The sequence below is a fragment of the Vibrio sp. 1731 genome (assembly GCF_033339955.1).
Taxonomy (GTDB): domain Bacteria; phylum Pseudomonadota; class Gammaproteobacteria; order Enterobacterales; family Vibrionaceae; genus Vibrio; species Vibrio alginolyticus.
On sequence record NZ_JAWOVO010000084.1, the window covers coordinates 1 to 1,392 of the forward strand.

Annotated in this window: 1 protein-coding gene; it reads right to left on the reverse strand. The window is 46.6% G+C overall.

Annotation, left to right across the window (positions count from 1 at the left end; translation table 11 throughout):
• Positions 1 to 44: 44 nt before the first annotated feature.
• Positions 45 to 1,392, reverse strand: a 1,348-nt coding sequence (locus tag R7035_RS25335; protein ID WP_318146336.1) for an ABC transporter substrate-binding protein, incomplete at its 5' end; no start/stop codon positions are given.

The following is a 1,392-nucleotide window of genomic DNA, read 5'->3' on the forward strand; positions in this document are numbered from 1 at the left end:
TGCATTTCGCACAATAAATTTCGACAGTTTTACTCGGTTGCTTTTTATTCGGCTTGGCCATTATCTTCTATCTCTGGCTTGACCCACACATTGCTGAAATCGAACCACCCCAGCGCATTACATTTTGCGTTTTGAAGCGCTCCGCTGTGGTCTTTGTTTACACCAAGCCAGCAATGGAACATTGGAATAACCTGACAGCTTTTCACTAACTGCCTTCCTAATTCGCGAGCAGGAAAGTCGGCGTGAATGCCTGCACGCCATTGATCGACTAATGTCGCCCATTCTGAAAAATCGTAACCCGCGCTGAATTTTTCGATGTCGCTATAATCAAGTAGCCAGCCCGCTAAGGCATCGTTGCGATTGGTCGCAATACCCATTGCTTTTACCCAAACGTCGACTTCTTCTGGATTTGGCGGCTGCGTATCGTAGCGAATAAACTCGACATCGACACTGTGCGGTTTGAGCAAATGTTTAATTGCTTTGGCAATGACAGGAAACATCGGATGTTTTTTCTGATAAGCGACGGTAATCGATTTACCTTGTTGCGGGACTTCACCCACTGATGTCGGCCTTAAGTCAATCCACCCCGGTTTTAAACCAAATGCTTGCAGTACACCCAGTTCAATCACTTTATCTTGGGGAACGTGCGCGTAGATTTGATGACTATTTAGTGTTTGGCTTAAAAATTCGGCCCAACGTGGGTCTTTTGCGATGCCAGTGTTTTTGTTAAGCAGCAAGAAGGTACAACCCGGATCGAGTTCCACTTCATCGGTCGACGCTTGTTTGTTCATTTGTGGCTTAGACAAGCTTGGATACACCATTGATGAGTAGGCTTCATCAATCACCCACACTTCAACTTGGTCCAGCAATGGACGAAACCCAAAGTAACCATCGAAAGCAGTAAGAATAAGGCGTTTGTCGTCGTTCACTTTCACTTGGAACGGACCTGTACCAATAGGCTTACGGTCAAAATCCTCAGAGCGAAGCGCTTGTGGCAATAAGACTTTGGCTTGAGACTCGCTCAATGCTAACGGTAAATAGCGATCTGGACGAACAAGCTTAATATCAACGGTCCAAGGCTGTGGGGACGAAACTTGCTGAATGTGAGAGAACAAATTCAATCCACTCAAGGCAAGAATGCTCTCTACAACACAATCTGTCGTGAGTGGTTCACCATTATGGAAGCGTACGCCACGACGCAAATAGAAACGCCAATGAGTGTCAGAAAGCGCCTCCCACGTATGTGCGAGATCCGGTTGAAGTTGTTCGTTTTCATCAAGACGCGTTAAACCGCTAAAAACTTGTCGCGCGATGTGTTGCTCTGAGCGACGCATCGGCTTTTGCGGATTCAGCATGGCTAACGGTCGGTAATAAGGCAATCTTACGACTTGC